22 protein-coding genes and 1 tRNA gene are annotated in these 24,741 nt (G+C 63.5%); 9 read left to right on the plus strand and 14 right to left on the minus strand.

The window, feature by feature from the left end:
• Positions 1-6: 6 nt before the first annotated feature.
• A complete protein-coding gene (locus V474_RS22655) occupies positions 7-999 on the plus strand; it encodes a glycosyltransferase family 4 protein (RefSeq protein WP_059153495.1) in 993 nt (330 codons plus the stop codon).
• A gap of 42 nt (positions 1,000-1,041) precedes the next feature.
• Here V474_RS22655 and V474_RS22660 read toward each other — a convergent pair whose 3' ends face one another.
• The 4 genes from V474_RS22660 to V474_RS22675 all read right to left on the minus strand — a co-directional run bounded on the left by V474_RS22660 (position 1,042) and on the right by V474_RS22675 (position 7,342).
• A complete protein-coding gene (locus V474_RS22660) occupies positions 1,042-2,505 on the minus strand; it encodes a lipopolysaccharide biosynthesis protein (RefSeq protein WP_059153496.1) in 1,464 nt (487 codons plus the stop codon).
• Complete coding sequence (locus V474_RS22665) at positions 2,502-3,797, minus strand: glycosyltransferase family 4 protein (RefSeq protein WP_059153497.1); 1,296 nt, start codon at positions 3,795-3,797, stop codon at positions 2,502-2,504. Before V474_RS22665 ends, V474_RS22660 begins: the two co-directional genes overlap by 4 nt.
• A gap of 121 nt (positions 3,798-3,918) precedes the next feature.
• Entirely contained in the window at positions 3,919-5,118 is a 1,200-nt protein-coding gene (locus V474_RS22670) for an acyltransferase family protein (protein ID WP_059153498.1), read from the minus strand.
• The gene (locus tag V474_RS22675; RefSeq protein ID WP_082699983.1) at positions 5,108-7,342 is read right to left on the minus strand and encodes a GumC family protein; all 2,235 of its coding nucleotides are present in this window, start codon (positions 7,340-7,342) and stop codon (positions 5,108-5,110) included. The genes V474_RS22670 and V474_RS22675 overlap by 11 nt, the downstream gene beginning before the upstream one ends.
• A 164-nt stretch (positions 7,343-7,506) precedes the next feature.
• On the opposite strand from V474_RS22675, the gene V474_RS22680 reads away from it, so the two are divergent.
• Together V474_RS22680 and V474_RS22685 are read left to right on the plus strand one after the other, a co-directional pair.
• Entirely contained in the window at positions 7,507-8,706 is a 1,200-nt protein-coding gene (locus tag V474_RS22680; protein ID WP_082699984.1) for a glycosyltransferase, read from the plus strand.
• Positions 8,707-8,743: 37 nt separating this feature from the next.
• Positions 8,744-9,841 carry a glycosyltransferase family 2 protein gene (locus V474_RS22685; RefSeq protein WP_059153501.1) on the plus strand — a complete coding sequence of 366 codons (1,098 nt, stop codon included), beginning with the start codon at positions 8,744-8,746 and terminating at the stop codon, positions 9,839-9,841.
• A 97-nt stretch (positions 9,842-9,938) separates the two neighbouring features.
• Here V474_RS22685 and V474_RS22690 read toward each other — a convergent pair whose 3' ends face one another.
• A complete protein-coding gene (locus tag V474_RS22690) occupies positions 9,939-10,751 on the minus strand; it encodes a hypothetical protein (RefSeq protein ID WP_059153502.1) in 813 nt (270 codons plus the stop codon).
• Positions 10,748-11,245 (minus strand): RNA polymerase sigma factor, encoded by a 498-nt coding sequence (locus V474_RS22695; protein ID WP_059153503.1) that lies wholly within the window; start codon positions 11,243-11,245, stop codon positions 10,748-10,750. Before V474_RS22695 ends, V474_RS22690 begins: the two co-directional genes overlap by 4 nt.
• An 83-nt stretch (positions 11,246-11,328) precedes the next feature.
• On the opposite strand from V474_RS22695, the gene V474_RS22700 reads away from it, so the two are divergent.
• The gene (locus V474_RS22700) at positions 11,329-12,570 is read left to right on the plus strand and encodes a S8 family serine peptidase (protein WP_059153504.1); all 1,242 of its coding nucleotides are present in this window, start codon (positions 11,329-11,331) and stop codon (positions 12,568-12,570) included.
• A 115-nt stretch (positions 12,571-12,685) separates the two neighbouring features.
• Positions 12,686-13,498: a hypothetical protein gene (locus V474_RS22705; RefSeq protein ID WP_059153505.1), complete on the plus strand. Its 813-nt coding sequence runs from the start codon at positions 12,686-12,688 to the stop codon at positions 13,496-13,498.
• A 131-nt stretch (positions 13,499-13,629) separates the two neighbouring features.
• Here the strand turns inward: V474_RS22705 and V474_RS22710 are convergent, their stop codons facing one another.
• Positions 13,630-14,139 (minus strand): DNA-deoxyinosine glycosylase, encoded by a 510-nt coding sequence (locus V474_RS22710; protein WP_059153506.1) that lies wholly within the window; start codon positions 14,137-14,139, stop codon positions 13,630-13,632.
• Between the two features lie 178 nt (positions 14,140-14,317).
• Positions 14,318-14,409 (minus strand) — tRNA-Ser (locus tag V474_RS22715).
• Between the two features lie 274 nt (positions 14,410-14,683).
• Between V474_RS22715 and V474_RS22720 the strand changes: the two genes are divergently transcribed.
• The 3 genes from V474_RS22720 (at position 14,684) to V474_RS22730 (ending at position 17,334) form a co-directional block, all read left to right on the plus strand.
• Positions 14,684-15,496, plus strand: a complete 813-nt coding sequence (locus V474_RS22720; protein ID WP_059153507.1) for a DUF1134 domain-containing protein — start codon at positions 14,684-14,686, stop codon at positions 15,494-15,496.
• A gap of 112 nt (positions 15,497-15,608) precedes the next feature.
• Entirely contained in the window at positions 15,609-16,787 is a 1,179-nt protein-coding gene (locus V474_RS22725; RefSeq protein ID WP_059153508.1) for an amino acid aminotransferase, read from the plus strand.
• A gap of 1 nt (position 16,788) precedes the next feature.
• Complete coding sequence (locus V474_RS22730; protein WP_059153509.1) at positions 16,789-17,334, plus strand: GNAT family N-acetyltransferase; 546 nt, start codon at positions 16,789-16,791, stop codon at positions 17,332-17,334.
• A 58-nt stretch (positions 17,335-17,392) separates the two neighbouring features.
• On the opposite strand, the gene V474_RS22735 is transcribed toward V474_RS22730, so the two are convergent.
• Positions 17,393-19,153 (minus strand): acyl-CoA dehydrogenase, encoded by a 1,761-nt coding sequence (locus V474_RS22735; protein WP_059153510.1) that lies wholly within the window; start codon positions 19,151-19,153, stop codon positions 17,393-17,395.
• Between the two features lie 86 nt (positions 19,154-19,239).
• Between V474_RS22735 and V474_RS22740 the strand changes: the two genes are divergently transcribed.
• Entirely contained in the window at positions 19,240-19,803 is a 564-nt protein-coding gene (locus tag V474_RS22740) for a TetR/AcrR family transcriptional regulator (RefSeq protein ID WP_059153511.1), read from the plus strand.
• Positions 19,804-19,818: 15 nt separating this feature from the next.
• Here the strand turns inward: V474_RS22740 and V474_RS22745 are convergent, their stop codons facing one another.
• From V474_RS22745 to V474_RS22765, 5 genes are all read right to left on the minus strand, one after another.
• Complete coding sequence (locus tag V474_RS22745) at positions 19,819-20,673, minus strand: acyl-CoA thioesterase (RefSeq protein ID WP_059153512.1); 855 nt, start codon at positions 20,671-20,673, stop codon at positions 19,819-19,821.
• A 1-nt stretch (position 20,674) separates the two neighbouring features.
• Positions 20,675-21,064 (minus strand): MerR family transcriptional regulator, encoded by a 390-nt coding sequence (locus tag V474_RS22750; protein WP_059153553.1) that lies wholly within the window; start codon positions 21,062-21,064, stop codon positions 20,675-20,677.
• Positions 21,065-21,099: 35 nt separating this feature from the next.
• Positions 21,100-22,794 (minus strand): long-chain-fatty-acid--CoA ligase, encoded by a 1,695-nt coding sequence (locus tag V474_RS22755; protein WP_059153513.1) that lies wholly within the window; start codon positions 22,792-22,794, stop codon positions 21,100-21,102.
• Positions 22,794-24,092, minus strand: a complete 1,299-nt coding sequence (locus tag V474_RS22760) for an OmpP1/FadL family transporter (protein ID WP_059153514.1) — start codon at positions 24,090-24,092, stop codon at positions 22,794-22,796. Before V474_RS22760 ends, V474_RS22755 begins: the two co-directional genes overlap by 1 nt.
• Before the next feature lie 68 nt (positions 24,093-24,160).
• Positions 24,161-24,610, minus strand: coding sequence for a DUF2147 domain-containing protein (locus V474_RS22765; protein ID WP_059153515.1), 450 nt, complete (start codon positions 24,608-24,610; stop codon positions 24,161-24,163).
• Between the last annotated feature and the right edge of the window lie 131 nt (positions 24,611-24,741).

Consider the following 24,741-nt stretch of genomic DNA (forward strand, 5'->3'; position numbering starts at 1 on the left):
GCTGCCATGCGCCCGCTGATCTTCCTGTTTCCGCATGACCGCATGAATGTCGGCGGCAATTCTGCGCAAGTCCGTTTCGTGGAGGCATGTTGCCGGTTCACCGCTGCCAGCGTGGCTTTTTACGGCGGCCGGATAGCCGATCGCCCCCATCTGGATGATTATTTGGCGCATCATACGAAGGGAGAATCGTCACCGATCTTCGTCATCCACTGGGGCCCGGATATCGCGATGCTGCTTAAAAGGCTGAAGGGCCGCGACGTGGTTTACATCGCGCATAGCACCGGGTGGGGGATGGCGCTTTCATCCGAAGTCCCCATCCTCTGCGTTAGCCGTCATACGATGGCCTATTGGGGGCGCTATGCGCCTAACTCCTATATCGCCCATGTACCTAATGTGGTTGAGATCAATGATTCCGACACAGCTCAACCACGCGATATCGATGTCTTGGTGCAGGTGCGGAAATCCTCGCGCTATCTGCTGGACCGGTTAGTCCCGGCGCTGCAGGAGCAGTGCCGCGTTACCGTGCTGGATGGTTGGGTAGACGATTTGTCCGCGTGGTTTCGCCGTTCGAGTGTCTACCTTTACGATTCGCTCGAACACTGGGCTGACGTCGGCGCCACCGAGGGGTTCGGATTACCGCCCCTGGAGGCGATGGGGCAGGGATGCGTGGTCTTTTCAAGCGTGAACGATGCGCTGGCCGATTACCTCGATCCAGGTTTCAATTGCCGTAAGATTCGCGTTCATTCGCTGCAATGGGATGTCGCGGAAGTCCTGCGCGCAGTGGAGGAGCGGGCACCTGCCCCGCCGCATGCGCCGTGGTTCGCGGGTTACTCCCCGGATATGGTGGCATCCCGGCTGGAAACGGTATTTGGTGACCTTGAACGCTTTTTTGATCTCACGGCGGATATTGATCCCAACATAGACGACTTGTGGGCGCCACGCCGGCCCACGCCATTGCAGAGAGCTAAGCGCGCTGTTCGGGTGCTGACGGGAAGTTGACTCGCAGCTTGGGAGAACGGCCTAAGCGCAAGGCGCTGTTGGTTATCCTGCGGGTGCGGATCGTACTTTCCGCGTCGCCATCATGTCGCGCAATTGCCGAATGATTGTGCGGTCTTGCCAGAAGTAGCTCGCGAAATATACGAAGGCACCCAGCGGCAGCCATATCATGACGATAGCTATAGGCGGAAGCCCGCCATGGCAGGCTTTGACACCAAGAATGACCACCAGCGCCATTAGTACGGAACTGGTCATAGCCGGTCGCAAGCTCGCCAGCACATCAACAAATCGGATGTGGGCATATTTACGTAACAGGTGGCAGCCGTAAGGCAGGATCAGGTATCCCCGTGCCACGCCCGTTACCAGCATCGCCTGCCAGCCCCAGCGATGGACGGCGACCGCAGCAGCTAAGCCCAGCACGATCTGCGTGGAGGTCCACGATAGTACCGTGCGTGACTGTCCCATTGCGATCATGGCCGCGATAATCAGGTTGTTCATCTGCGATGCGACGACGGCACAGGCGAAGATGCGAATGGCATCCGCGACCGGTTCCCACCCGTCTCCGAACACGATTGCGACGATCTCTCCCGCCATTGCAAGGGTGCCCAGGAATGCGGGAAACATGATGAAAGCGGAAAGGCGGCTGAGCCGCAGATACGTGTCCTTCAATGTGTCCAGATCATGTGCGCTGCGCGTAAGGATCGGCATCGCGATCTGCTGAAAGGGCATATAGGTGATCTGGTTGAGTACTTCCACGATGCGGGATCCCGCACGAATGAAAGCCACCGCGACGGGCCCCACCAATGCCCCGGAGATTACTTCCGCGCTGCGGATATTGATCTGGTTAAGGGTGCCAGAAATGCCGATGTAGGCCCCGAACCGGAGCATTTCCGCGCAGGATCGCCGCTGAAAACGCAGGCGTGGCAGCCAAGGCAGACTGGCCCAGGCAGTTAGTGCGATTGCCAGCGCTGCCGCGATGCGTTGTCCAACTAGCGCCCATACGCCGTAGCCGGCAAAAGCCAGCGGAAGCCCCACAGCGGCTCCCGCCAGCGACGCGGCGATGTTGCGCATGGCGATTGACCGGAATTTGAGATCGCGCGTAAGCCGGGCGGTGTGGATGGCGCCAAGCGGGGTGATGGCGAAGATCGCGGCCAGGGCCGTGACTATCGGTGTCAGGTCGGGTAGGCCCAACAGGTACGCGACCAACGGCGCAGCCGCGATGGCGGCGCCGCAGAATAGTAGCCCGCAGATCAGGTTGGTCCAGAACGCGGTGTCGGCGTCTTCCTCGGTCAAGGTGGGGCGCTGCACGACCGCCTCGTTGATGCCAGCGTTGCTTACTACCAGCAGCAGGTCGATCACAAGCGCCGCCAAGGCGACGAGCCCGAAAGCTGAAGCACCAAGCAACCGTGCCAGAATGGCGAAAGTGAGAAGCGACAGCGCCTGCGTACCAAGGCTGGAGGCGGTGGACCATATAAGGGGCGATGCGATGGCCGGGGGCGTTGTGGTCACCCGCGCTGCACCGCTTTGAGCAGATGCGCGGCGTGAGGACGGTTTTCCTCAAGCCAGGCGGTGAATTCCGCGTGACATGCCTGGGGCGAGAAATGCGCCCGCGCGGCGCCGAGTGCGGCCGTCGCCAGCGCTAGCCGGCGACCGTCATCGGCCAGAGCGATGATCGCCGCGGCGAAGTCTCCTGCCGAATCGGCATGGACCACCGCGCCGCTACATTCGCGCTCCACCCCTTGCAGAGTGACGCTGGTGGCGACGATGGCCTTGCCCTGCGCCAGTGCCTCTACCAGCTTGATTTTTAGCCCGGACCCGAACGTCAGCGGCGACACGACTACGCCCGCGCGGGTATAGAAAGATCCGAGATCTTCGACCATTCCATGGAAGATTACACCGTCCGGTCCGCCGCGTGGAAAACCCACGGCGACCGTGCCGGCGACGTCAAGCATGCAATCGGGCGAGTTCTGGCGAACCAGCGGCCAGACTTCCCTGAACATCCATTCGAGTCCGACGACGTTCGGTGCTGTGTTGCTGCCTACAAACAACAGTCGGTGCCCGTCGCCGGGTAGGGGGCGGGAAGTCGGGTGCGCGGCCATAGGGGCGAGGATGGGCCGGGATGCCGGTACATACTGTTTCAGGAAGTGTGCTTCGCTGGACTGTATGGCGATCACCGCGTCGGCCTGCGATAGCAGCGCGATCTCTTTCTCGCGGTCAAGATTGGCAACGGAATCACGCCCACTTGCTTGCCCGGCCCGGCTATGGAACAAATCGTGCATGACGATTGCGGATGGGCGGTCTGGCAGCAGCGCAAGGACTTCGGCCTGGAACGCATAGTCCGCGACGACGATGTCGGTCGCCCCGGCCGCGCATCGGCGTACGAAGGTGCGGTCGGCGTCCGTCCAGGGCATGGCGATCGCGTAGGGCCGGGGCCGGTCGGAGAGCCAGCCGCCTCGCAGTCCCGATCGCTGCGCCAATCGCGATACGACAGCGCGCAGTGCGTCCAGCCCGACGCGCGGATCGCGGGCCACAACCCAGTTTCCGATACGCCACACCCCGCGTATGGCGTGGCTTTCGAACACTTGCATTTCAGGGCGTAGGCGCATGAACGGCCAGCGCCCCATGAGATCGGGCGAGGGTTGCAGCAGATGGGGCGTAAATCCCGCACGGCGCACTGCGCCCGCTAAGTCTAGCAGGTAAGCGCTGCTGCCGTTATTCTTCCCGGTGATGCGCTGGCGGCTGACGAACAGGACATGGCCCTTAGTGCGCCCGAAAGCAGTGTCGCTGGATGCATGGAGCATGACTGATCCGTGATTTGGAGCAAGAATTTGCTCGGGCGGGATGGTCGCCGTCCATCGCTGCAGCAATGGAGACAGGGGCGGGCCGGGTAAGATGTGTGAGGGAACGTGCCCTCGGCGCGCTTCATGTGCCACGAGAGTGGTGCTGCGGAAGGGTGGGAGGTGGCTTCGCGAGCAAGGGGGAGATCTGCGCGCTAAGCCAGCGCCGCAGCGCAGGGTCCACCACTGCACCGATCAGCCATGCGGCGGCCACTGCGCTGCAGGCAGTCACGATCAGTAGCATTGCGAAACTGGGAGGGGTCAGGCCTAGTGACCTGAAGCCGAGCGTTAAGCCGGTTTCGACGACGTGCTTGATTGGGACATGGACCGCGTAAAGCGGATAGGAGATCATGCCCAGCCACTTCGCCGCACTTTCCTGACGACTCGTGGGTTGAGTCACGCTGGTAAGCATGACCAGTGCCGGAGAGAGCAACAGGACAAAGAGAAGATCGTAGCCACCGCGAGACGCGCCGTTGAGTTGGGGTGCGAGCAGCAGCAGACATGCCAGCATCAGCCAGGGCATCGGCAACCGGGGAACGCGGGGCATCCAACGTCGTCGGCTACGATGTAGCAGGAGGCCCAATGCAAAGGAGAAAGTGATGCGGGCCAGTGCGACGGGCCAATCGTCCAGAACAACGCCTTTATCGAGATTGCCGACTAGAACTATGGATGCCGTCAGCCCCGCGAGTCCGGCAAAGCAGATAGCCGTCAGTGCCCGATCTGTCCGTTTGGCGGTTTCCGCTTCGCCCAACTCGCTAGCATGCTTGCGGATACCAAATGCATATACGGCATTGGCTGCAAGTTCGTAGAACAGCGACCAGGCAGGTGGATTGAACAGGAATATGCCCCACGACACCAAGACATTTGGTAGCATCAGCAGGTTCGCCGGGAGCGAAGTGGCGATCGCGAAAAGTCCCGGTGCACTCTCGAGCCCGACCAAGCGCTGTGAGAGCGCAAAGGCGAACCCTGCCAGAGTGCCAATTGCAATCACCGGCTGCAGCCGCAGGAAGCGCGCGATCATGAAGGCGGACCATGACAGCGATGCCCGCAACTTCTTTTCATATGCATGGGAAATGACGAAGCCGCTGAGGACGAAGAACAAATCCACTGCAAGATAGCCGCTGTCGAAAGCGTGCCAGGTGCTGGCTGAGCCATCTGGCATTTTGAGATGGCGCAAGTGATAAAACAATACCGCAAAGGCGGCGGCTCCGCGAAGCGCGTCGAGTGCGAGGTAGCGGTGCAGGGTGCCGCCAAACTCTGGGGAAGGCAGACCGTCAGTCTGCATAGTAGCCCTTGAATTTCTTGTAATAGCCGAAGGCATCGGTCAGCCCGGCGCTGGCGTGTTCCTTGATATTCACGAGGCTGAGGGCAACGCCGCCGACTTTGCTGCCGTTGTGCGAAAGCAAATCGAGCGCCGTTCGCACGGCTTTGAGCGGTGTTGCTCGCCATCGCGCGACAACCAGCGTTGTATCGGAAAGACGCGAGACGATCCGGGTTTCCGCCACCCCCAATACAGGCGCGGAATCGATGATGACGATGTCGAAGTGGGCTCGCAGTACTGCCAGCAGCGCTCCCACTGCTTCTTCGGTGATCACGTCGTTCGGGCCTGACTGGCCTAGCGTGGTGAGAATTTGCAAGTCGGTACGCTCGTCGACGATCAGGGCTTCTTCGAGCGGAAGCGAGCCGTCAAGCACCCGAAACAGCCCCTCACGCTCTCGCTCGGGGGCAAGCGCATTGGATGTCGAGTGATGACGCACGTCGGCGTCGACGAGCACGACCTTATGCTTGCCCATTGCCAAAGTACGTGCCAGGCACATCGATATGGTTGACTTACCTTCGCGGGGTAAGGGAGAGGTTATGGTGACGACCGCCGCACCTCGCTCGCTGCCGGAATGGCCGATCCCGAGGTAAGTGGCCAGGTTGCGCAGGCTTTCGGTGAACAGCGACATGCTGCGTATCGTTACGTAATCCTGCGGGGTCATATCCTTCGCTTTCGAGCGTGTCGCGGAAGCGAGAGTCGGGATTGCACCGGCATAGACTGCACCGAGCCCGCCTTCGATATCGGCGCGGGTTGCCACGGTGTCCTCGACGTATTCGGCCATGCCGGTAGCCAACCCTGCGACGAGAAGTGCAGCGACAAATCCGGCCAAGGCACCTACGAGGTAGTTCGGCGAGGACGGGCCGCCGGGGGGGCGGGCCAGCGTGGCAATGCTAGCATCCGCGTTGGGCAGTTCTCCGGCCTGTGCTGTTTCCTTAGCGCGGGTGAGGTAGGCGCTGTAAATCGCACGACTGGCTTCCGCCCGGCGCTCCAGTTCCAGCCGACCCACTTGTGCCGACCCGTTCTGCACCAGCGAACCTTTCGCCTGCGCACGGCTGTCTAGAAGCGAGGCAAGGCGGGATTCGGCGATCTGCACATCGGCCCGCAGGCCCGATACGATGCGTCCCAGTTCAGCGCCCAGTTGTGCGCGCACATCCGCCAATTCATCGCGGGCTTGCACGACGTCCGGGTGCAGAGCCCCGTAGCGGGCGTCGAGTTGTGCGAGCCGGGCGCTTGCCTGTGCTTCTTGTTGGCGCAGTTGCCGGATAGTGTCTGATGCCAAAGCGGAACCGATGTCGGCGCCGCCGCCGCCGCGCGCTATCTGTGCTTGTGCTGCGCCCAGTTTTCCGCGCTGCTCGGCAAGCTGGGCCTGCGCGTCGGCGATTTGGCGGTTGAGCTCGGAAACTTCCTGCTCGGCCATGGTTGCGCCTTCCGCGCTCATCAGGTTATTGCGGATCATGTATTGCTGCAATGTTGCATCGTCAGCCACTGCATGTTTGCGAAGGGCTGCTGCCTGGCTTTCGACATAATGGGCCGACTGCGCGTTGCGCGCCTGCTTTTTGGCGGAATCGAGACCGATGTAGCGGCGGGCAAGTGCATTAGCGATACGTGCCGCCAGATCCGGGTCCTCTGAAGAAGCCGTGATTTCGACAAGATACGTCACGCCTACGCGCCGCACGTAGCTGTGGGTGAGGAGCCTGCCGGCGGCTTGGCGCTCGGCCGGGTTGATGGTGGCGATTTGCTCCCTATCGCCTGTGCTGCCGTGGCCGTCCGTACCGGTAGCAAGGGGGGGAGTCAGCTTCGCAGATGGGCTTTTGCTATCGCCCCCGAATTCGGGGACCCGATCCAGCCTTAGGCTGCGTACCACGTCGAGCGTCAACGTGGGCGATCGGATGATCTGCACGGCAGTGTCGATCAGGTTGTCGTCCGCGGGGGCGACGAAACCCCGATCATTCACTTTAACCGGCTGCGCTTCGCGCGGTTCGAGGAGGAGCGCGCTTGTCGCCGTATAGGTGCGTGGGAGCATGGCTATCGCCAGCGCCGCGGCCGCCAGCGTGGCAAGGAATGCAATCGCAAAAATCCAACGGCGCCGAAAGAACAGAGCACCGATTTCTGATGGGTCTGGCAGTAAACGCTTCGAGGCGACGACAGATATTTCGTCCGCTGTAGCGTCATGAGTCCTGTTACTCAAGACGTTCCTCCAAATAGGATCTTATACGTATTGAAGAGGTATTCGGTAGATGACTAAGCACTTCGCCAATTAAGCGTTGCAGGCGTCCTAGGTACAATGCCGATGCACCTCGACGTTGGGAACAGAAGTTCACTCCGTTTGTGAGCGAGTTTGGGGGTTTTCAGATGGAAACGGATCAAAGTGGCGCGGCGTCGCTCGCTTATCTGGTGCATGATCTTGACGATGCTGCAGTTCGCCGCCGCGTGGACTTGCTTGCGGGAGAGGGATTTGTGGTGGGTCTGGGCGGTTTTCGTAGGTATGCCGAAGATATGAGAGGGCCGAGCGCGGCGCTTCGGAACAGCAGTTCCAGGCAGACGGCTTTGGGGCACGGCGTTCTGGATTTTGGGCGCACCATGGATGCCCGGCTCGGCCAACGTCTGGTGGCGGTGGCTAAACGTATGCTGTCGCCTGGCGCGATGCGTGATCTGTGCGGTAGTGCGCCGGTAATCGTTGCCCGCAACCTAGAGATGCTGGCGCTGGCCTGGCGGGTACGTCTGCCGCAGCAGAGATTGGTTTACGAATGTCTTGACATCCACCGGCTGATGCTGGGGACGGGCGGCAAGTCATGGGTGATGCGCTGGATCGAACGGCGGTTGCTGGCGCGGACAGACCTTGTCATCGTCAGTTCGCCTGCATTCGCGCGCGATTACTTCGCGACGCGGCAGGGCCGACGCGAAAAAGTGTTGCTGGTTGAGAACAAGGTGCCGGTCGAACGGCGCGCGGTTTTCGCGACGGAACGGCATGTTGGCTATGGCGCGGTGTGGACGATCGGTTGGTTCGGAATGCTGCGATGCCGCAAGACACTGGAGCAGTTGGGGAGACTTGCTGCATCGTCGAACGGCCGGATCAAGGTTTTGATCGCCGGTATCGCCAGTCCAGCTGAATTCCCGGACTTTCCTGCGCAGGTCGCTGCGTTTCCCGGGCTGCGCTATTCAGGACCCTTCTGCCAGGACGACATTGGGAGCCTCTACGGCGTGGTCGATTTCGTCTGGGCTATCGATTACTTTGAGGAAGGGCTTAATTCGGATTGGCTGTTGCCAAACCGGCTTTACGAAGGGCTTGCAAACGGGGTTCCTCCGATCGCGCTCAATGGGGTGGAGACTGGGCGCTGGTTGCAGCGACACGGCGTGGGCCTGCTGGTCGACGATCCCGTGGCCGAGCTTCCGGACCGGCTGGCCGAATTGATGCCATCCGGGCATGACCGGATGCGCGAGGCGATAGCGGCCTTGCCTGAACATACGGTATACCAAACTTCGACTGAGCGGCGCGAGATCGTGGCCGCCATCACCGGGCATGCCCGGAACGAGGCACGGTCCGGTGTCTGAGGCTTTCTCCATATCCGGGGTATCGCGCGGACCTGAAATGGGGACTGCCCTTGGAAAGAGCCGCAACAGTGACGTGTTGATCGTGGTGCCCTGCCTCAATGAGGCAGCGCACCTACCGGCTTTGCTTGCGGGCTTGCTGGGCAATGCGCACGGCGCTTTGGTGGTCGTGGCCGATGGCGGCAGTGTGGATGCCAGCCGCGAGATCGTATCCACTCTAGGCCGCAAATATGCCAATCTGGTGCTTCTGGAAAACCCTCAGCGGACACAAAGCGCAGCGGTGAATTTGGCCGTGCGACGCTTTGGAGCAGGACGCAGTTGGTTACTGCGTATAGATGCTCACGCCCATTATCCTGACGGGTTTCTGGATAACTTGCGACTAGCTGCCGGAAGCATGAGGGCCAGTTCCGTCGTCGTACCGATGGTCACGAGCGGGACCGCCTGCTTCCAGAAGGCGGCGGCGGCGGCGCAGAATTCCGTGCTGGGTACCGGCGGTGCGCCGCATCGTCACATTGGGCGCGGGCAGTGGGTCGATCACGGGCATCACGCCTTGTTCGACCTGACGTTGTTCATGGCTGTGGGTGGTTATGACGAGGGTTTCGCTGCCAACGAAGACTCAGAACTTGACCGTAGGCTGATTGCAGCGGGTGGGCGTATCTGGCTTGAACCGCAGGCGGCGATCACTTACTTTCCGCGAAGCACGATGGGGGCATTGTTCCGGCAATATCGCAAGTATGGCATTGGCCGTGCGCGTAATCTAAAGCGGCACCCCGTGCCGGTGAAGCTGCGCCAGATGTTACCACTGGCAGTGGTGCCCTCGATTCTGATGGCGTTGATCGGGCTTGCACTGGCGCCGCTTCGGGTCGAGGCGCTGGTCTTCGCGTTCCCCATGCTCTGCTGGATGGTCGGCGCGCTGGTGGCAGGCGCGATATTGGGCTGGCGCGCGCGTTCGTTTTGCGGCGCGGGGTCCGGTGTCGCAGCGGTGACAATGCATGCCGGATGGTCGCTCGGCTTCATCGAGGAGACGCTAAGCAGGCAGCAATTGCCGGCTCCACCACAGCCGCTTCGGTTCGAAAGCGTGGCTCCGCCTGAAATGCCCGGTGCGCGCTGGGTCTCCGCAGAAGCTTCGATCGCCTAGCGCCGGCGCATTTCAGTCAGGTATGACGGAGCGCACAAGAAATCGCGGGCAGAAAAATCGATGCTGGCCTTCCATTCGTTGCAATGCCGGCAACCGATCACCTGCCCCAGCCATCAACTCGCGCCGCGCGTTCCTGTGCGGCGTTCAGGGGGGCGCCCACCGCCATGTTCTGGGCTGCTGTCATCAGCTCGCTCACGGGTGATCCGGCTTGCCGGTATTCGCTGCTCTCGCTCTTGCCGCTGGCGACCGTGCGTTCGAGCGTCCACTCACCGTTGAACTTACAGGCGATGCCGGACGTCGCACCGGCTTCGTAGACGCGGCAATAGTTGCCGTTTTCGCGTCGGAAGCTGGACAGGATGCGCAACGCATCCGGCTCGTCGGATGCAAGCTGTGTGTCCAGACCGCGCGCAAGCGAACCCGAAGCCACCAGCGCTCCGTTCCGTTCGGTTACCGCGCTGCTGCCCAAGAACTGCGGGGCAAGCATCAGGCCCAACACCAGGGAGGCGGCGATCGCGGCCCCGATGCCCCAGCGGCGGGGCACAGTCTGTTGCGCGGGCTTTGCAGCCTTGGATTCTGCTTTGCGGCGGGCGCGGGCTGCGGCGAAGTCCAGGACACGCGCTGGCTGCGTTTTAGCTTGCGGAGGTGTTTGCGCGGGGGGAGGAGTATCGATCATGTCCTGTTCCATGTCCTCCGCTGCGGCTGCAGCGATCATGAGCGACAGGCTTTCAGGCACCGGTTCGCTCGCCACAGGATCGAGATGACCGCGCAGCCGGGCGCGTAGCTGGCGTTCGCGCTCGATCCTTGATGCCAGCACCGGGTCGGCCGCGACAGCGACCTCTACGCGGGCAGCGTCGGCGCCGGACAACTCACCGTCAGCAAAGGCTATGAGTTCTTCGTTGGTGACGGTCACGCAGTCTCTCCCAGTTCGCGCATCAGCGCCTCGCGGCCGCGGCCCAGACGCGAGGTCAGGGTGCCTTGCGGCACGCCGATGATCTCGGCTGCTTCCTTGTACGAAAAACCCTCGACCAGCACGAGCACTACCGCTTCGCGCTGTTCCTCGGGCAGTCGGGCGAGGGCGCGGCCGATATTGCCTAGTTCCACCAGATTTTCCGTATCGCGGTCACCGGCCATGCCCACAGTCTCACCTTCATCTTCATGGGCAAAAGTCTGCGAACGCCGCGTCCTGGCCCGTACCTCGTCGATCCACTGGTTACGCATGATCCTGTAAACCCAAGCATCGAGCCGCGTGCCTTCCTGCCATTGCTGGCGGGACTTGAGCGCGCGCTCCACGGTTTGCTGGCACAAGTCGTCGGCGTCGGCCGCATCATGGGTGAGGCCGCGCGCGAACCGCCGCAGGCGCGGCAGCAGGGCTGTCAGCTCTTCACAGAAGCGGTTGTTGCTCATCGATTTCTCTTGCCTGGGGATGAAACGGATGAACAGCTGCGTTTCATCCTTGAGTGCTACGAAATTTCCCGGCGGACAAGCTGATGCAACGACATGCTCTTCTATTTCTCGTCCTGACGGCGGCGCTGGTGGCGGCGCCGTCACAGGCGCAATTGGGCGGCGCGATCGAGCCTCTGGGTAATGCGGTGGGCCGCGTGGGCGATGCAGTGCGCGATATCGCCGAGCCGGCTCTGGAGCCGCTGGGCGAGGCGGTCGGCGGCGTACGCGATCTCGCACGCAAAAGGGTGCAGCGGCTGTCGCGTCTGGTTTCCGACCATGGCGACCGGGTGGAATGGGACGAACAACGCCGGCCCGCCGTGCGCGGCGAGGCACTGCTGCTCGATCCCGATCCTTCAGCGCTGGAAGTAGTGCGTGGGCAGGGTTACGCTGTTATCGAGCAAGGAACGCTTGACGGACTGGATGTGTCCTATGCGCGGCTGGGTGTGCCGTCGGGGGTCGCGTTGGGCAAGGCGGTGGAGGCTTTGCGCAAGGCGCTGCCGGGTCGTGAAGTTACGGCGGATCAGCTTCATTTTCCCTCTGGCAAGAGCGCTAAGAACGAGGCGGGCAAGGCATCGTCCGAGGCGCTGCCGCGGGGCGGTACGGTGGGAGTGATCGACGGCGGCATCGCTGTGTCGGATGCCGGGGGGCGGCGCTTGGTCTCCCAGCATGCCTTTGCATCGGGGACGAAGGCCAGTGACCACGCCAGCGCCATCGCCTCGCTGCTGACCGGGGCGGGGACGGCGCGGATTTATGGCGCGGATGTGTATGGCAGCGATCCGGCGGGAGGTAATGCTCTGGCTATCGCCAAGGCCTTGGGCTGGATGCAGGGGCAGGGTGTTCCGGTGGTCTCGATCAGTCTGGTAGGGCCTTCGAATCCGCTACTGGCGCGGGCGGTTGCAGCGGCGCAAGGCAAGGGGATGGTCATCGTCGCCGCAGTGGGTAACGACGGTGCCGCCGCACCGCCAGCCTATCCAGCCTCTTACCCGGGCGTAGTTGCGGTGACCGGTGTGGATGGAGCAGGCCGTGTACTCATCGAGGCGGGCCGCGCTACGCACCTCGATTACGCCGCGCCGGGGGCCGACATGTCCGCACTGGTGCCGGGCCGGGGCCGGGTGTCCTTGCGCGGGACCTCCTATGCTGCCCCTCTTGCTGCCTCCCGCATTGCCGCGCGGCTGGCGGCGGGTAACGGCGCACAGGGGCTCAATTCCGTCGATGCGGAGGCACTGAAGGGGAGGCGGCGGACCGGGCGCGGGGTGCTCTGCAATATCTGTCGCTCGGGACTTTAGAGAAAAAATCGCATCCACCACGGATGAAAGTGAAAGGCCCACCCGTTCCTTCCTCCAGAGCCCCCGAGGCAGGACATCTGCGCCGGGATTGACACACAAAGGAAGGAGCATACCCATGAACAAGCTCAACCTCGGAACGGCGCTTACCGCTCTTGGTGCAACCTTCGCTCTCTTCGCCATGCCTGGTGTAGCCAATGCGCAGTTGCTGGGCGGCGGCCTGGGCGGCTCGCTCGGCGGCGGCGTTGGCAGTTCGCTGGGTGGCGCTATGGGCAGCGTCGGCAGTTCGATCGATGGCGCCGCCAGCGGTACCGGGGACATCAGTGCCTCGCGCGCAGGCCGCACCGCTTCCTCACGTGCCAATAGCATCGGGAGAGCCAGCAAGTCGGTGAAGGCCCCGCAGGTGTCCGCCCCCGACCCTTCGACTACGCCTGGCGCGCTCGAAGGCACCCGCTCGGAAGCTGGCGGCCTCGTGGGCTCTACGCGTTCGGTGGCGAGCAATGCCGCCAAGGGCCCGAATTCGGCGAGTGGCAGCGCTTCCGGCTCGGGCACGGCAATGAGTTCGCTGACAGGTCCGAAGGCCAACGGCTCGGCTTCGGGTTCCGGCGCGGGTAGCCTGACAAGCGGTGCGCCGACTTTGCCGGTCGACGCGGCGGACACTGCCTCGCAGCTTGACGGCACTGCGACCGGCGCGGCCAATGCTGCTCGTTCGGCCGCTACCGAAAAGGCGCAGGGCGTTGGTAGTAAGGTGCGCGATACGGCGAACAGCGCATCGGACAGTTCGGCCACCGGTTCCGGCAATGCTTCGGCCACGGCAACGGCCGGCACGCGAAGCGCCACTGCCGCGGGATCGGGCAGCGGTGCGGCTTCGAAGAACGGCGCAAGCGGGTCGTTCAATCTGGGCGTGAGCGGCGGCAGCACCGAGCAGTAATCACCTTGAACTGATCCGCCGCGGTACCATGCCCCCCACCGACTGCGCGGCGGGGCAGCGCGCCCGGGAGACCCACTCTCTCTCTCGGGCGCGTTTTTGCGCGGTCAGGGTCAGGGAAAAGCTTCCCGGCTTTAGGCCAGATAGCGTTCAATTTCCCGCCATGCCGCCAGCTTCGCTTCGCGCGGCATGCTTGCATACGCAGCGCTGGAGGAAGGCAGGTCGATCAAGTTCCAGGCGCCATCGGCTCCAGCCAGCTGACGTCTGCCGGCTTTCGCAGCCGTACCGCCGTTGAAGCCGATGGCGCGCAGCCGTGGTAAACTTTGTGCGAATGCCTCAAGGTTGCGCAGCGTGGCGCTGCGTATGGCTGTGTCGAGGCTTCCCGTCCGCTGCGCCTTAGCTATGACGTCCCAGAGCCCGACGCCGCGCGTTTTGAGTTCCTCCAGTCGCTGGGCGTAGGGCAGGCGGGGCAAGTCCGCTTCACCAAGCACTTCGCCGATGAGCCACCAGAATGCATTGGTCGGGTGAGCATAATATTCCCCCGCCGCCAGCGAGCGCTCGCCCGGCAGGCTACCAAGCAGGAGCAAGCGCGTATTGCCGTCGACACTAGGCGGAAACGCGGATTTCAAGATCGGCTTTGGCATGATGCTCGCGGCTTTGCTGATCGCCCTACATGATGCGCCGGGGCCAAACACTCGGAGCTTGCTTGTGCTTCCTCGGTACGTGCCCGATATCGCACCCGAATGGTCGTCAGCCCACCGTCATTTAATTGTAAGGCTGGCGATGTCTCAGGATCACCTGAAACATCTTGCACCGGCAGCATGGCGGAGACGGAGAGATTCGAACTCTCGGTGCCCCCTTAAGGGCACGACGGTTTAGCAAACCGCTGGTTTCAGCCACTCACCCACGTCTCCGAGTGCGGCTCAGGCGGGCCCTATAGCGAGACGTATGAGGGGCGGCAAGAGGCGATCAGTGAACAAATGTCGATTTCCCAAAAAGCCCCGGAAACCGGCGTTTGTCGATTCAGCCTGTCGCAAAACGGACTCAAGTCGTCGCCCGTTCATTGCGAGGTCAGGCGCGGTGGATTCTTGTGGGATGGCACCATTTTGGCCGCGCACGGGGCGCGGGGTGGGGAATCGCCGGCGACAGGCCGGCAACGCAGGGCAGTACGCCACGGAAGGGTCTCTCATGACGAACCGCAAGAATATCATCGAAGCGGGCGCAAAGGCCGAACGTCGCCGACCGGTCGTTGCTCCGCTCATCGCCGCAGTTTCGGCGCTGCTTGCGGTGGTCACGCCGTTGGCGCCTGCCATGGCGCAAGTCACGACTGTCGATCCTGATGCTGCGATCGATGCCGACATCAACCGGGGCACCACTTACTCGGCGGCCCCGCAGGCGGCGCCTGGTAACGGCACACCGATTGAGGCTCCTGCTAACGACTGGAACGGCCAGCCGGTGCCGGCCACGCCCGTGCCTTCGCCCACCACCCCGCCTGCCGTGGTGGCGGGGGACAGCACTTCAACTTACCGCGAAGACGATCTGATTGGCGCCGCAGAGGGTGTGTTTGGCAAGGGGGCGAAGGGTCTTGCCGATGTCATCCGCGATCTGCTGGCCAAGCAGGGCGAACCCAACGCCTATATTGTAGGGCGCGAGGCGGGCGGCGCCATTGCCGTGGGTCTGCGCTACGGTTCGGGCACGATGCACCACAAGGTCGAAGGTGAGCGTCCTGTCTACTGGACCGGCCCATCGATCGGCTTCGATGCCGGCGCCAATGCCGGCAGCGCATTCGTGCTGGTCTATAACCTTTACGACACGCAAGACCTCTACCACCGCTTTGGCGCGGGTGAGGGGCAGGCCTATCTGATCGGCGGATTTACCGTCAGCTACCTGCGGCGCGGGAACACCGTGCTGATCCCGGTACGCGCCGGTGCAGGCCTGCGACTGGGCGCGAACATAGGTTATATGAAGTTCTCCGAAAAGCAGCGCTGGCTGCCGTTCTGACGAGGTTTTACGCTCGGCCAGTCATGGCCGGGCGTAATCTTGTTGCGCTCCACAAGACTTTACGCACTCGGGTGTTGCGCTGCCCGGCCAGCGGGGTTAATGGCCGCCCGCCATGCTCAATGACCTCAAGCAACAGCCCGCCGACGCGCTCCTCGCGCTGATCAAGCTCCACAACTCGGACCCGCGTGCCGACAAGATCGACCTCGGTGTCGGCGTGTACCGCACGGGGCAGGGCGATACGCCCGTGTTCGGCGCGATCAAGGCCGCCGAAGCGAAGCTCGTCGCCGAGCAGGACTCCAAGGCCTACCTTGGCCCTGAGGGTGACATGGGCTTTGTAGAGGCGCTTATGCCCTACATCTTCGGCAAGCAGGACCCCGCAATGGGCGGCCGCATCGAAGGTATGCAGACGCCCGGCGGCACCGGCTCGCTGCGCCTCGCGCTCGCGATGGTGAAGCGTGCGGGTTACAACCGCGTGATCGTCGGCAAGCCCAGCTGGCCCAACCACAACCAGATCTGCGCCGACCTCGGCCTTGAAGTATTCGAATTCAACCACGCCGCCGCTGACGGCTCGACTGATATGGATGCCCTGCGCGGCGCGCTTGGCCAGGCGCAGGCCGGCGACGCCATCCTGCTGCACGGGTGCTGTCACAACCCGACCGGCATCGACTATACCAATGCCGAATGGGACGAGATCGCCGGTCTGATCCTGGACAGCAAGGTGCTGCCGATCCTCGACCTGGCCTATCAGGGCTTGGGCCAGGGCATGGAGGAGGACGCCTACGGTGTTCGCCGTGTGCTCGCCGCCGTGCCGGAAGCACTGGTGTGCTATTCGTGCGACAAGAATTTCGGTCTCTACCGTGACCGCGTCGGCGCGCTCTATGCGATGGTTGCCGATCCAGCGGACCTGACTCGCGTGATGTCCAACGGCCACGCACTGGCTCGTGCCAACTGGTCGCAGCCGCCAGATCACGGCGCTGCCGCAGTGCGCCTCGTCCTGGCGGACGAAGCCCTGACCGCGCAGTGGCTCGATGAGGTTGCCGAGATGTGCGAGCGCATGCGTCAGGTCCGCGCGACCCTGGCTGCGGCCGGCAAGACGGGCGGTGTCGACCTGACGCCGATCGGCAGCCAGAACGGTATGTTCTCGATCATCCCGTTCACGCCCGAGCAGGTGCAGGAAATGCGTTCTAAGCACGGCGTCTATTTCGCCGCTTCGGGCCGCATCGCCGTGGCTGGCCTCACCGCCGCCAACATCGACAAGTTCATTGCCGCCGTCGCGGACGTGACAGCCTGACATGAACCGTCAGCCGGTTCTCGAAGGGAGCCGGCTGACGCTCCGGCCCCTCCTCCCAGAGGATTGGGAGGCCTTGTTCGCGCTCGCTTCCGATCCCGCGATCTGGGTCGTACACCCCGCGCATGACCGCTGGCAGGAGCCGGTGTTCCGCGTGTTCTTCGACGAAGCCATAGCCTCCGGCGGGGCTTTTGCGATCATCGACAACGCCAGCGGCGAGATCGCCGGCTCGACCCGTTACGGCGCGGCCGAGGCAGAAGCGCCCGGTGAGATTGAGATCGGTTGGTCTTTCCTGGCCCGCAAGTATTGGGGCAGGGGCCATAACGCCGAATTCAAGCGCCTGATGCTCGCCCATGCGCTGGAGCATTTCGACCGGGTGATCTTCCAGGTCGGCGCCGATAACGTAGTCTCACGAAGGGCCATGGCCAATATCGGCGGCATTCTAACCGACCGCACCCGCAGCTACGAACGCGGCGGGGCCATGGTCGAGCACGTGATCTTCGAGATCACCCGCGAGAGTTTCGCGAAGGGCCCGCTGGCGTTATCCTGAACCCGGGCCCGGTTCTTCTCTGTCGCTGCGCGGCAGGGAGGAAAGGCCTGTATTCCCTTCAGAACAGTTCCTCGTCCAGCGCCATGACCGGCTCCGGGCCGGCTGCGATGCGGGCCGCGTGCAGGGCGGTGCGAGGGAGCATGTAGGTGGCATAGTAGCGGGCCATCGCGGCATAGGCCTGCGGCGTGCGGGTTGCGCCCAGCGCCGGGGAGGCAGCCAGAATTCGCAGCCACATCCAGCCCAGCGAAACCAGCGCGAAAAGGTTGAGGTATTCTGTCGCGGCCGCGCCCAGCCGGTCTGTGTCGCCTGCCGCTGCGGCGATGGTCTCGCTCGCGGTTTCGAGCAGGGCCAGCGCGTCGCGCATCTGCGCGGCAAGAGGATCGGTGAGCGCCGGGTCGGCCTTGGCAAGGTCTGCGGCGATCATGTCCAGATAAGAGCGCAAGGGCGCGCCGCCCTCCATCGTCACCTTGCGCGAGACGAGGTCCATGGCCTGAACGCCGTTGGTCCCTTCGTAGATCTGGGTGATGCGCGCGTCGCGCACGAACTGCTCCATCCCGGCCTCGTGGATGTAGCCGTGACCGCCGAAGACCTGCTGGGCCAGCACCGTTGTCTCGAAGCCGAAGTCGGTGAAGGCGGCCTTGATGACCGGAGTGAGCAGCGCGACGTCGGCATGGGCGGCCGCGCTGACCACCGGATCGGGGTGGCGCTCGGCCACGTCCATGCGGATCGCGGTCCAGGCCGCCAGCGCGCGGGCCGGTTCGACAAAGGCGCGGCCTGCGAGCAGCATCTTGCGCACGTCGGCATGAGCTATGATCGGCACCGGACCGCTGCCGTCGGCGCCGCGTCCCTGCAGGCGCTCGCGGGCGTAAGTGACGGCAGCCTGGGTTGCGGCATCAGCAAGGCCAAGGCCCTGGATGCCGACGAACAGGCGCTCGGCGTTCATCATCGTGAACATCGCGTTGAGCCCGCGTCCAGCCTCGCCGACCAGCCAGCCGGTGGCGCCGTCGTAGTTCATCACGCACGTCGGCTGGGCGTGGATGCCCATCTTATGCTCCAGTGCGCCCACCGACATCGCGTTACGTTCGGTCCAGTCTCTGGCGTCTCCCGGCAGGAGCTTGGGAACGAGGAACAGGCTGATCCCCTTCACGCCTGCAGGCGCATCGGGCAGGCGGGCAAGAACGAGGTGGACGACGTTGTTGCCGAAGTCCTGATCGCCCGAGGAGATGAATATCTTGGTTCCGATGATGGAGTAGCTGCCGTCGTCGCGCGGGTCGGCGCGGGTGCGCAGCAGGCCCAGGTCAGTGCCTGCCGAAGCCTCGGTCAGGGCCATGGCGCCGCACCATTCGCCGGTGACCAGCTTTTCGAGATAGGTCGCCTTGAGTTCGTCGGAACCGTGCGCGGCCAATGCCTCGGCTGCGCCGCGCGTCAGGCCGGGGAACAGCCCGAACGACAGGTTCGCTGCCGAGACCATCTCGTCGAGCATGATTTGAACCGTGCGGGGCAAGCCCTGGCCGCCGAATGCGGGATCGCCGGCAAGACCGGACCAACCTGCTGCGACGAATTCGGCGTAAGCCTCGGCAAAACCGGGGGGCGTGATGACCTTGCCGTCGACCAGCTTCGATCCGGCCGCATCGCCGGGCAGGTTGAGCGGGGCAAGACGATCGGCGCACATGCGCCCGGCCACCGTCAGTACTTCGGCGGCGAGGTCGGCGCTGGCGTCTTCGAATCCGGGGAGCTGCGCCATCTGGGCATCGAAGTCGAGGACGTCCTCAAGCAGGAACCGCATTGTCGCGACGGGGGGCTGGTACGTTGCGGGCATGGTTCTCTTCCGGTCTTCGGCTGCTTGCGCTGGATGGCAGTTTCATTGTACCAAACGATCGTTACAATCAAGAGCGAGAGCAAAGTTTGGCTGCCAAAGTCCTGACCCTGCGCGAAGAGGAAGTGCTGAACGCCGCCGCTGCGCTGTTTGGCGCACGGGGATTCGCCGCGACAAGCATTCGTGACATCGGCGAGCGTGTGGGGCTGCTGGGCGGTTCGCTCTATCACTACATCAAGAGCAAGGACGCACTGTTCATCCGCATCCATGACCGTGCCTTGCAAGCGGCAGAGGATCGGATCTGCGCGGCGATCGCGGGGGTGCAGGATCCTTCGCAGGCTCTGGCGACAGCGTGCCGGGTGCTCCTGGAAATCCAGCTCGACCCGGCCTCATTGACGATGCCTTTGATGAATGATTTTCGCGCTGTACCCGAAAGTGTGCGGGTGCAGCTCGTGGAACGGCGCGATGCCTTCGAGCAAGTGTTTGCCGATCTGGTGGAGGCTGCGCCCATGCCGGCAGGCGTCGACCGCGTGGTCTATCGCATCCTGCTGCTGACCACGCTCAATACCGCGAGCACATGGTACAGGCCGGGGCGCCTCAGCCTGGAAGAGGTCGCAAAGCAGATCCTGCGGGTCTATTCGATTGAGGGGTAGCGGGGCGTTATCGCGTTATTTGCTCTTGCGCTCAACCACCCGGCACAGGCCTTCTTGCGCTACGCTGGCGACCAGCTTGCCTGCGCGGTCGTAGATCGAACCGCGCGCAAAGCCTCTCGCGTGACCGGCCCAGGGGCTATCCATTGCGTAGAGTAGCCAGTCGTCCACCTGCGGGGTCGAATGGAACCACATCGCATGGTCGAGGCTAGCCACCTGCAAGCTGGACGCGAAGAAATGGGGTTTGTGAGGCAGCACCGCCGTGCCGACGAGCGCGAAGTCACTGGCATACGCCAGGACAGTGCGGTTCAAGGCATCACCCGCCTGTATGGGCGCTGCGAGGCGGAACCACAGGAACTGGCGCGGTGTACCGGAACTTTCGCTTGCAGGTGGGCCGGGCCGGATCTCGAAGGCGGCAAGGCGGTCGAGCATGACCTGCGGAAATTTCTGGCCGGTGGCAGAAAGGGCGGAGGCGAAATCGGGGCACTGCTCTGGCCCGGGCACCTTTGGCATCTCGGCGGCATGGGCGAAGCCTTCCTCCCGGCGGTGGAAGGAGGCGGCCAGGTTGAGGATCGGCTTGCCGCCCTGCATGGCGACGACGCGTCGGTTGGCGAAGCTGCCGCCGTCCAGATCGCGCAAGGTCCGGTAGACGATGGGGCGTGTGGTATCGCCTGGGCGCAGGAAATAGGCGTGCAGCGAGTGGGCCTGCCGTTCCTCGCCCACGCTGCCCACGGCAGCTGCGAGCGCCTGCGCGACCACCTGCCCGCCGAACACGCGGCCCGGCCCTTCCGCGGCGGGGGCGCCCCGGTAGAGGTCGGTGTCGATCTCCTCGACCTCGAGCAGATTGCGCAGTTCGGCGACGGCTTCACTCATGCTAGGCTTCCTCCACCGGCTTGACTGGCGTGCCCGCCAACCAGGCCTGCGCCTGCCGGTCGATCGAGATCAATTCTTCCAGCGTCTGCTCGATCGCTAGCGTCTGTTTGCGCAAGTCGGCAATGCGGTCGCCCACCCGGGTGCGCAGGGCGCGGACCTGTTCGTGGTGCTCCGGGTCGACATCGTAGAGGTCGAGGAATTCCTTGATCTCGCGGATCGAGAAGCCCAACCGCTTGCCGCGCAGTATCAGCTGCATTCGCCCGATCTCACGCCGCGAATAGATGCGCGTGGTGCCCACCCGTTGCGGCGAAATCAGGCCCTTGTCCTCATAGAACCGCAAGGTCCGCATGGTGACGCCAAGCTGCGTGGCCGCATCCTGGATGCCGATCATCTCGGCAGGATCGGCGGCCGGGGCAGGAGACAGGCTCAAGCAGACTGCCCGCCGCTGCGCCGGGCGGTTTCCTCGGCAGCGAGGTCCTTCTTCGACAGCTTGCCGATCATCGTTTTCGGCAGCGATTCGCGAAACTCGACTGATGATGGAATCTCGATCTTGTTCAGCCGCTCGCGCAGGAAGGCGAGCAATGTTTCTTCGTCCAAGATATCCCCCGGATGCAATGCCACGAACGCCTTGGGGGACTGTCCCCTGTAGGCATCCGGCACGCCGATCACCGCCGCCTCCCAGACCATCGGATGCTCATAGAGCGCCTCTTCGATGATCCGGGGATAGACGTTGTAGCCCCCGCACAGGATCACGTCCTTGATCCTGTCGACAAGGAACAGATAGCCGTCCTTATCGAGATAGCCAATGTCTCCCGTGCGCAGGGCGCCGTAGATGAAGGTCTTTTCGCTTTCCTCGGGGCGGTTCCAGTAGCCTTTCATGACTTGTGGGCCGCGGGCGCAGACCTCGCCCTTCTCGCCGGGGAGGCAAGTGCGGGTGGGATCGTTCGGGTCGCGGATTTCCAGCTGGGTGCCGGGGAAGGCGGGGCCGCAGGAGTTGTCCTTGACCAATCCTTCCAGCGGGTTGCAGGCGATGATCGGGCTTGCCTCGGACAGGCCGTAGCCTTCCACCACGTTGACGCCGGTCTTCGCTTCGAACTCGCGGCGCACTTCGAGAGGCAGGGGGGCGCCGCCCGAAATGCATACGCGCACGTTGTCGAACTCGCCGTGGAGTTGCTGGCCATTGAGCGCGGTGTAGAGCGTGGGCACCCCAAAGAACTGCGTAGGCCTGGTGCGCTTGGCGGTGGCGAGGAAGGATTTCATCTCGAAACGCGGAAGCAGGACCATCTCGGCGGCAGTGTCGACCGAATAGTTCAGCACCGTGGTCAGCGCGAAGACGTGGAACAGCGGCAGGACGCCGAGCGTGCGCTCCTGCTTGTCGGGCATATGGCCGACATGCGCGATCATCTGGGCGGAGTTGGCGGCAAGGTTGGCATGGCTGAGCATCGCCCCCTTCGGCACGCCGGTGGTGCCGCCGGTATATTGCAGCACGGCAAGATCGTTCGGGGAGCGCTCCACCGGATCGGGCGCAGCATCGCGGGCGATGAGGTTTTCGAACCGGGCGTAGCGCAGGTCGTGCGGCTCGTGGGCTATGTCGGCGCGCTTGAACAGCAGGAAGGCGCGGCGCTTGAAGGCGGGCAGCACGTTGGCGAAGGGGCAGACGACGACGCGCTTGAGGCAGGTCTTGCCGACCAGAGGCTCCAGCTTGGGCAGGCATAGCGCAAGGTCGGTGGCGATCATCACCTCGCAGCCGGAATCCTCGACCTGATGGGCCATCTCGCGCTCGGTGTAGAGCGGGTTGAAGTTCACCACTACCGCGCCGATCCGCAGGACCGCGAAGTAGCAGATCACATAGTAAGGCGTATTGGGCAGGCACAGCCCGACCCGCGTGCCCTTGACCACGCCAAGGTCCTGCAGTCCGCGAGCGGCGCGCCGGGAAAGCGCGCCGATCTCGGCATAAGTCCACTTTCGGCCCATGAAGTCGATCGCCGGCCAGGTGCCGTGGGCGTCTACGGCATGGTCGAGCAGGTCGGTCAGCAGACGCGGCGCGATCGGCGGCATCTCGTCCGCATGTTGGGTGGGGACGGCGGGAGCGACCCCGCCGATCGTCGCCGCGTCATTCATCAGAAGGCCATCCTTGCACCGAGGGAGAATACGAGCGCCGAAGCATTCTCGAGCGTGCCGTTGGTGATCACCGGGGTCTGCACCGGGGTGCCGGCATAGGCGGCCGTTATGCGGTCGATGCTGGCATCCTTGAAGGTGATGTAGGAAGCCGCCGCGTCGATGGTGAACGCCTTGCTCATGGCGTAGCTGGTGCCTGCGGAGAAGTTCCAGCGGTTGCTGTCAGGCACGCGCGCATCGCGGTTGCCGTTCTGGGTGGGAGTCTGGCCGCGCTGGAAGCCGGTGCGCACGGTCCACTGCGGCGTCACATCGTAATCCAGGCCCATCGCCCAGGTCCAGGTGTTGCGATAGTTCTCTGGGATCGCGGTGTTGAGCGGGGCGCCCACGTCGATCGTATCAAATTCGCTCCAGCCCATGCGCACGATCTGGCCGTTGAAGGTCAGCTTGGGGCTGAGCTGCGCACGCACGCCGGCAATCGCCTGCCAGGGCGTGCTGAACTGGGCCTTGGCATCAATGACGGCATTCTGTCCGGCAAGCGGTCCCTGCAGGCCCTCAATGGTCACGGTGCCGTCCAGCTTGTGCTTGATCGCGGATTTGTAGGCGAAGCCCAGGGTTACCGGGCCTTCGTGAATCTGCACACCGGCGGACCAGCCCACATCCCAGCCCTTGCCCTTCAGATTCTGGTGCCCGTCCGGCAGCAGCGGTGAGAGGTTGGGCAGGTAGTTGCCAAGAGAGGCATCGACATGTTCGATATTGGCAGCGGCGCCCACGCGCAGCCAGTCGGTCACCGCTACGGCGACGCTGGGCTGGATGTCGAACGTGCGCAGCTTGGTCTTGTCGGCGGAATAACGCGCCCAGCTGTCCGCATCGTAGTTGGTGGTGAACGAATACGGTGCGGTTACCGCGAGGCCAACCGCCACCTTGCCGAAGCCGTAAGCCACAGCGCCCGAAGGCAGGATGCCGTTGTCGATCGGGTTCTTCGCACGCGGATCGCCGCCTACCGAGGCCGCGGGCTGGCCCGGGCGCACGATCACGGTGCCGTTGTCGACCACGTCGCCGCGCGGGCGGATAAAGCTGGCACGCACGGAGGCTTCGCCGCCCTGTAGGTCGGCGATCGAGGCGGGGTTCCACCACAGCGAGTCAACGCCGGTATCGGCGGCCTCGCCCGAGAACGCACGGCCCTGTCCGCGCACGGACTGCTCCTGAAGGTAGAACGCCTGCGCATGGGCAGCCCCGGCATAGGCAAAGGCGATCAGACTGGTCGCGCTGGCCAGCAGGATGCGGCCGGACTTGGTATTCATGAGGTACTCTCCCAGTGGTGCCGGCCTTGCTCTGGCAATGACCGCGCTATCGGTAACGAAGCGGACCTTTACTTGATCCGGTTCCATGTCTGCGTCTTGCAAAGCGGCCAGACGATGCAGCCCTTCAGTTTGAGACTGTCGGGGCCGGCGGGGGTAATCGTCGCTTTGTAGGTGCCGCCGTCCTCGGGGTTGTAGATCGAGCCGCCGGTCCACGCGCCGCCGTCCAGCTTGAAGCCGCCGACGATCTGCAAGCCCTTGAGCTTGCGGTCCCGCTTGGCGGTGTCCTTGTTGTTGACGTCCTTCAGCTCGGAGTTGGTCTTGATGTGATCCGACGAAATCAGCTTACCGCAGATCGAGCCGCCGCAGCGGGCGATCTCGACGACGCCGTTCTTCGAAGGGGTGCGCCAGGTTCCCAGCACCGAACTCGCATCTGCGGCCAGGGCGGGAACCGAAACGCAGGTTATGGCAATAGGGGCGGCGGCAACCAATGCCAGTGCCAAGGGTTTCATCACGTGCATTTGAGCGACCTCTCCATCTCTCTACCCGTGTTCGCTTATGTGCCTGGATCCGCCCCTTTTCATGAAGGTGGCTGTTCGATCCCGACCGGAACAAGAATCGGTCTAACCCAAAATTTGCTTGACGTATAGGG

It is taken from the genome of Novosphingobium barchaimii LL02 (assembly GCF_001046635.1).
Classification (GTDB): domain Bacteria; phylum Pseudomonadota; class Alphaproteobacteria; order Sphingomonadales; family Sphingomonadaceae; genus Novosphingobium; species Novosphingobium barchaimii.